The sequence below is a fragment of the Gordonia desulfuricans NBRC 100010 genome, assembly GCF_001485495.1.
GTDB lineage: Bacteria > Actinomycetota > Actinomycetes > Mycobacteriales > Mycobacteriaceae > Gordonia > Gordonia desulfuricans.
On sequence record NZ_BCNF01000015.1, the window covers coordinates 44,813 to 51,411 of the forward strand.

The 6,599-nt window shown below is 66.2% G+C and carries 5 protein-coding genes; all 5 read left to right on the forward strand.

Translation table 11 applies throughout. From position 1 onward, the window contains the following. Nucleotides 1-141 precede the first annotated feature (141 nt). The 5 genes from GD1_RS02755 (at nucleotide 142) to GD1_RS02775 (ending at nucleotide 6,315) form a co-directional block, all read left to right on the forward strand. The gene (locus tag GD1_RS02755; RefSeq protein WP_020791361.1) at nucleotides 142-1,521 is read left to right on the forward strand and encodes a uracil-xanthine permease family protein; all 1,380 of its coding nucleotides are present in this window, start codon (nucleotides 142-144) and stop codon (nucleotides 1,519-1,521) included. Between the two features lie 108 nt (nucleotides 1,522-1,629). Beyond that, nucleotides 1,630-3,051, forward strand: coding sequence for a dihydropyrimidinase (gene hydA, locus GD1_RS02760; RefSeq protein ID WP_059035459.1), 1,422 nt, complete (start codon nucleotides 1,630-1,632; stop codon nucleotides 3,049-3,051). 13 nt (nucleotides 3,052-3,064) lie between these two features. Beyond that, a complete protein-coding gene (locus tag GD1_RS02765) occupies nucleotides 3,065-4,087 on the forward strand; it encodes a TIGR03842 family LLM class F420-dependent oxidoreductase (RefSeq protein WP_059035461.1) in 1,023 nt (340 codons plus the stop codon). 30 nt (nucleotides 4,088-4,117) lie between these two features. After that, nucleotides 4,118-5,485 (forward strand): M20 family metallo-hydrolase, encoded by a 1,368-nt coding sequence (locus GD1_RS02770; RefSeq protein ID WP_059035463.1) that lies wholly within the window; start codon nucleotides 4,118-4,120, stop codon nucleotides 5,483-5,485. 80 nt (nucleotides 5,486-5,565) lie between these two features. Next, a complete protein-coding gene (locus GD1_RS02775) occupies nucleotides 5,566-6,315 on the forward strand; it encodes a 1-acyl-sn-glycerol-3-phosphate acyltransferase (protein WP_059035465.1) in 750 nt (249 codons plus the stop codon). Nucleotides 6,316-6,599 lie beyond the last annotated feature (284 nt).

Below are 6,599 nucleotides of genomic sequence, written 5' to 3' on the forward strand. Positions count from 1 at the left end.
CGTTCGCCCACACCACAACCGGATGCCCTCCCCGATGCGGGGGTCGTCCACGACATCGGCGTCGACCACATCTGATTCACCGTCCGGTTCGTCCGGACCAGTCATCACCATCGGGCCACGTGCCCGATGGGGAGGAGCACCATGTCACTGTTCGGTTGGCAACGTACCGATGGCGACGGGGTGGTGGCACCGCATGAGCGGCTGCCATGGCCCGGCACCATCGGCATCGGTTTGCAGCATGTCGTCGCCATGTTCGGCGCCACCTTCCTGGTACCGGTCCTGACCGGGTTCCCGCCGGCCACCACACTGCTGTTCTCGGGTATCGGCACCATCCTGTTCCTGCTGATCACCCGCAACCGGTTACCGAGTTACCTCGGTTCGAGTTTCGCGATCATCGCCCCGGTCACCGCCGCATCCACATCGCATGGCCCGGGTGGGGCACTCGGTGGTCTGATCACGGTCGGCGTGCTCGTGATGATCATCGGCGCCGTCGTCCACTTCGTCGGTATCGGCTGGATCGAGAAGCTGATGCCACCGATCTGTACGGGTGCGATCGTCGCACTCGTCGGCTTCAACCTGGCGCCGGTCGCCAAGAGCAACTTCGAGCAGGGGCCGGTCACCGGTTTCATCGTGCTCGCGCTGATGCTCGGCTGTCTGGTCTTCTTCCGCGGTCTGATCGGCCGGCTGTCGGTGTTCGCCGCCGTGGTGGTGGGATACCTCGTCGCCCTCGCCCGCGGCGAGGTCGACACCTCGGGGATCGCCGACGCCGCCTGGATCGGCCTGCCCGACTTCACTTCCCCCACCTTCCACTTCTCGGTGATGCCCATGTTCATACCGGTGGTACTGGTGCTCGTGGTGGAGAACATCGGTCACGTCAAGTCGATCAGCGCGATGACCGGAACCGACAACGACAAGTACATGGGCCGTGCCCTGTTCGCCGACGGCCTGGCCACCACCGTCTCCGGCGCCGGCGGCGGTTCGGGAACCACCACCTATGCCGAGAACATCGGCGTCATGGCGGCCACCAAGGTGTACTCGACCGCCGCCTACTGGGTGGCCGCGATCGCCGCGATCGTCCTGGGCCTGTGCCCGAAGGTCGGTGCCACCGTCGCCGCCATCCCGCCGGGCGTCCTCGGCGGTGCCACCGTGGCACTGTACGGTCTGGTCGGTATCCTCGGCGTGCACATCTGGGTGATCAACCGCGTCGACTTCTCGCAGCCGATCAACCAGTTCACCGCGGCCATCGCGCTGGTGATCGGCATCGCCGACTTCACCTGGACCATCGGTGATCTGAGCTTCGGCGGCATCGCACTGGGTGCGATCTCCGCGGTGGTCGTCTACCACGCATTGCGGATCATCGGGACGTGGCGCAAGACCGTTGCCCCGCAGCCGGATCCCACCACCGAGAACCTCGACATCGAACTGCCGCCCCGGGACTCGTCGGCGCCCTCGGCCACCGATGACCTGATCGTCCACGCCGACGGCACGACGGAACCGACGCAGGCCCGCAGCCCGCACTGACCGCTCGACCGACCGCATCCCGACGCCGCGGTACACCGAAAGCCCCCGGAATGTCGACCACCGGAGTCTCGAACACCGGGGTATCGGCGTCACGACAAGGAGTGAAACATGGCAACGACGCTGATCACCGGCGGCACCGTGGTGTCCAGTACGGGTCGCCAGCGCATCGACGTGCTCGTCGACGGCGAACGGATCACCGCACTGATCGACCCCGCCGCACAACCGTTCGGTCCGGCACTGGCCGACAACGTGGACGAGGTGATCGACGCGTCGGGGATGTATGTCATCCCCGGCGGCGTCGACGCCCACACGCACATGGAGATGCCGTTCGGCGGGACCACCGCCGCCGACACCTTCGAGACCGGGACCCGGGCCGCCGCACACGGTGGCACGACGACCATCATCGACTTCGCGATCCAGACCCCGGGAGAGCGCCTACAGGACACCCTCGAACTCTGGCACACCAAGGCCGCGGGCAACTGTGCCGTCGACTACGGCTTCCACCAGATCGTCGGCGACGTCAACGCCGAATCCCTGCGCGCCATGGACGAACTCGTGAACGAGGGGGTCACCAGCTTCAAGCTGTTCATGGCCTACCCCGGGGTGTACTACTCCGACGACGGCCAGATCCTGCGTGCCATGCAGGCGTGCGCCGCCAACGGGGCACTGATGATGATGCACGCCGAGAACGGCATCGCCATCGACCAGCTGATCGCCCAGCACATCGGTCGGGGTGAGACGTCGCCGTACTACCACGGGGTGTCTCGGCCGTGGCAGCTCGAGGAGGAGGCCACCCACCGCGCGATCATGTTGGCCGACGTGACCGGTGCACCCCTCTACATCGTGCACGTGTCCGCGAAACAGGCTCTCGAACAGATCGCCACCGCCCGCGGCGCGGGGAAGAACGTCTTCGCCGAGACCTGCCCGCAGTACCTGTATCTGTCGCTGGAGGAGCAACTCGGTGCCGCCGGCTTCGACGGCGCGAAGTGGGTGTGTTCCACACCGCTGCGATCGCGTGCCGAAGGACACCAGGACGAGCTCTGGAAGTTCATCCGCACCCACGATGTGTCAGGTGTGGCCACCGACCACTGCCCGTTCTGCATGAAGGACCAGAAGGAGATGGGTATCGGCGACTTCTCCAAGATCCCCAACGGGATCGGGGGAGTGGAGCACCGCGTCGACCTGATGTATCAGGGGGTCGTCGACGGACGGATCAGTCTGGAGCGGTGGGTGGACGTCTGCTCGACCACACCGGCACGGATGTTCGGGATGTACCCGCGCAAGGGCATCATCGCACCGGGGGCCGACGCCGACATCGTCCTCTACGATCCGAAGGGGCACACCAGTATCGGGCTGGGCAAGACCCACCACATGAACCTCGACCACTCCGCGTGGGAGGGATTCGAGATCGATGGTGCGATCCGTCGGGTGATCTCCCGCGGCACGACGATCGTCGACAACGGCATCTACCACGGCAAGACCGGCCACGGGCAGTTCGTGGCCCGCGCCCTCTCGCAGAACCTCATCTGATCAGGAGAACGTCATGGACTTCGGAGTCGTCATGCAGAACGACCCGCCCGCCTCCCGCGTCGTGGAGCTGGCGGTGGCCGCAGAGAATCGTGGGTTCTCCCACGTGTGGACCTTCGACTCACACGTGTTGTGGCAAGAACCCAATGTGGTCTACAGCCAGATCCTCGCAGCCACCCGCACCGTCATGGTGGGCCCGATGGTGACCAACCCGGTGACCCGCGATCCGAGTGTCACGGCCTCGACGTTCGCGACGCTGAACTCGATGTACGGCAATCGGACGGTGTGCGGCATCGGTCGCGGGGACTCCGCGGTCCGCGTGGTCTCGGGTAAGCCGTCCACGCTGGCCACCCTGCGCGAGGCGATCACCGTGATCTCCGCACTCGGCAACGGCCGCGGTGTCGAGATCAACGGCACCGCCGTGCGGTTCCCGTGGGGGAGCCGTTCACGTCTTCCGGTCTACGGCGCCGGATACGGCCCGAAGGCACTCGAACTCATCGGCACCCACTGTGACGGGTTCATCCTGCAACTGGCCGATCCGGCGATCATCGAGTGGACCACGAAGCGGGTCAAACAGGCCGCGGTCGACGCCGGGCGGGATCCCGACGACGTGTCGATCATCGTCGCCGCCCCAGCATATGTCGGTGACGACATCGATCATCAACGCGCACAATGCCGATGGTTCGGCGGGATGGTCGGAAACCACGTCGCCGACCTGGTGGAGAAGTATGGCGGTGACGGCGCCGGCGATGTTCCTGCGGCGCTCACCGACTACATCGCCAACCGCACCGGCTATGACTACAACGAGCACGGACGGGCGGGCAACAGCCACACCGAGTTCGTGCCGGACGAGATCGTCGACCGGTTCTGCCTGCTCGGCGGTGTCGACGAGCACATCGCCAAGCTCGAGGACCTGCGCGCCCTCGGCGTCGACCAGTTCGCGGTGTACCTGCAGCACGACGGCAAGGATCAGACTCTCGCCGCCTATGGCGATCACATCATCCCGGCGCTCAATCCGGTTGCGCTCGCCCGCATCTGAGACACGTCGATGTCCGAGGAGGAAGACAACATGACCATCGAGACCGGGGAACGGGGCGTCCACGTCCCCGCACGCGCAGACGACCGCCAGGCATTTCTCGACGACTTCGCGCGGATGTCGACGTTCGGGGCCACCGCGGCGGGCGGTGTCGACCGCGAGGCCGCAACCGATGCCGATGCCGCACAGCGGAAGTGGCTCGCCGCGTGGCTGACCGAGCGCGGCTTCCAGGTGCGGTTCGACCGCATCGGCAACATGTTCGGCCTGCTCGAACTCGTTCCGGGCGCACCCTTTGTCCTCGCCGGTTCACACATGGACTCCCAGCCGCGGGGTGGACGTTTCGACGGCGCCTATGGGGTGTTGGCCGCCGCCCACGCCTTCGACCGACTGCGTCGCCTGTACACCGACCCGTCCTGTCCGACGCGGCCCGCATACAACCTCGCAGTGGTCAACTGGTTCAACGAGGAGGGGTCACGTTTCACCCCGTCGATGCAGGGCAGCGGCGTGTTCACCGGCAAACTCGACCTCGCGGACGCCCTCGCGACCGCCGATGTCGCCGGGGTCACCGTGCAGGACGCCCTGGGTGCCCACAGCATGCTGGGTGACGACGTGTTCCCGCTGGACGACGCCGGGCGCTTCCGCGACGATCGGGTGGCCGCCTATGCCGAGATCCACATCGAGCAGGGTCGCGAACTGGACAAGGCCGGCGTCACGATCGGTGTGGTGCCGTCGACCTGGGGCGCCAACAAATACGAGATCGGTGTGGTCGGGTGGCAGGGACACACCGGCGCCACCGCGATCACCGATCGCCAGGACGCGCTCTACGGTGCCGCCCGGATCGTCGTCGCGCTGCGCGAACTCGCCGAGACCTACGGCGACGAGTTGCACACGTCGTGCGGACAACTGACCGTCTACCCCAACTCGCCGGTCGTCGTGCCCCGGGAGGTGCACATGCATCTCGATCTGAGGTCGTCGTCGGACGACATCCTTGCGGCCGCCGACCGCGACCTCACCCGGATGTTCGCCGAGATCGAGATCGCCGCCGATGTGCGGATCGAGAAGCGATTCGCCCACACCTGGAAGGGGCACGACTATCCGGCAGGAGGCGTCGCCCTCGCCGAGGCCGTGATCGGCGACCTGGGATTCCGGTCGATGCGGGTTCGGACGCGTGCCGGGCACGACTCGACCAACATGAAGGATCTCGTCCCCACCGTGATGCTGTTCATCCCGAGTGTCGACGGCGTGTCGCATGCCGAGAACGAGTACACCGCCGATGACGACATGCTCGACGGCGTGACGGTCCTGACCGAGGCCCTGGCCCGGATGGTCGAAGGCGCCCTCAGTGCTTCCGCGTCACCCGCTTCCGCGCCACCCGGTTCTGCCTCACCGGGTTCGGACTGACCGGCTCTGGTTCGTCGCGAGGCCGTTCGGGTTCGGACAGACAGCCCCTACGGTTCCGTAAGTTACGGTAGCGTAGGTTCATGTCCGTGACCGTCGATGTGACCCTGAACGACTTCGAGAACGTCTACGACTTCTACCGCGAGCATCGGCAGCCGGTACTCAAGGCGAAGTCGATGTATGCCGTACTGGCGGCGAAGTATCGCCCACAGGTGCGCTACGAGACCGGTGCCAGGCAGCTGATCCGTCATCTCCGCCGTGAGGGGTGCGTGCTGGTGATCTCGGCCAATCACGTTCGGGAGACCGATCCTTTCGTGCTGGCCGCCACCGGCTTCCTCTCCGCGGTGCGGCCACATATCGGCCATGTGCGGGTACTGGCCAAGGATCCGTTGTTCGTCGACCCCGAGCAGCGCAGGAAGATCGACCTCCTGGGCGGGATTCCCGTGTTCCGGCCCAAGGACCACGGTGTCCGCGAGACCATGGTTCCCGGCCGGCGCATGATCGACATCTGCGTCGAGCGGATGGTCGACGGCGACTGGATTGCCGTCTTCGCCGAGGGGACCTGCAATCTCACCGATCCCGCGCATGTCCAGCCGCTGGGCAGCGGGATGGGTCACATCGTCAAGGGCGTCATCGGCGCAGGTCGGCGGGTGGCTCTGCTCAGTATCGGGATCGCCTACCGCGAGAACACGGATCGAGGCCCTGCGGTGATGATCAACCGGCCGATCGAGCTGACCGCCGACGACGCCAAGACCCCGGCGGCAGCCACCCGGCTCGCTGCCGCCGATCTGCAACGCGCTGTCGACGTCGCTTGGGATCGGGCGCATCCGTGAACGCAGCGACGAACCTTCGAGGTGGTCGCCACCCGACGTCGTCGACGTGATTCGCACCCAATCAGCCACCGGCCGTTGGTGGTTGAGCCGATGAGGAGCGTAGCGACGAGGCGTGTCGAAACCTCAGACGGCCGACGTCGCCAAGGTGATCACCTCCGACGTGGTCGCTACCCAACGCAGGCTGCGGAGATTTCGACTCGGGTCCTCGCGATGCTCGGTCCCGGCTCAATCAGCGTGGAAGGCGCGGCTCAATCAGCTACTCCCAGTTGGTGGTTGAGCCGACG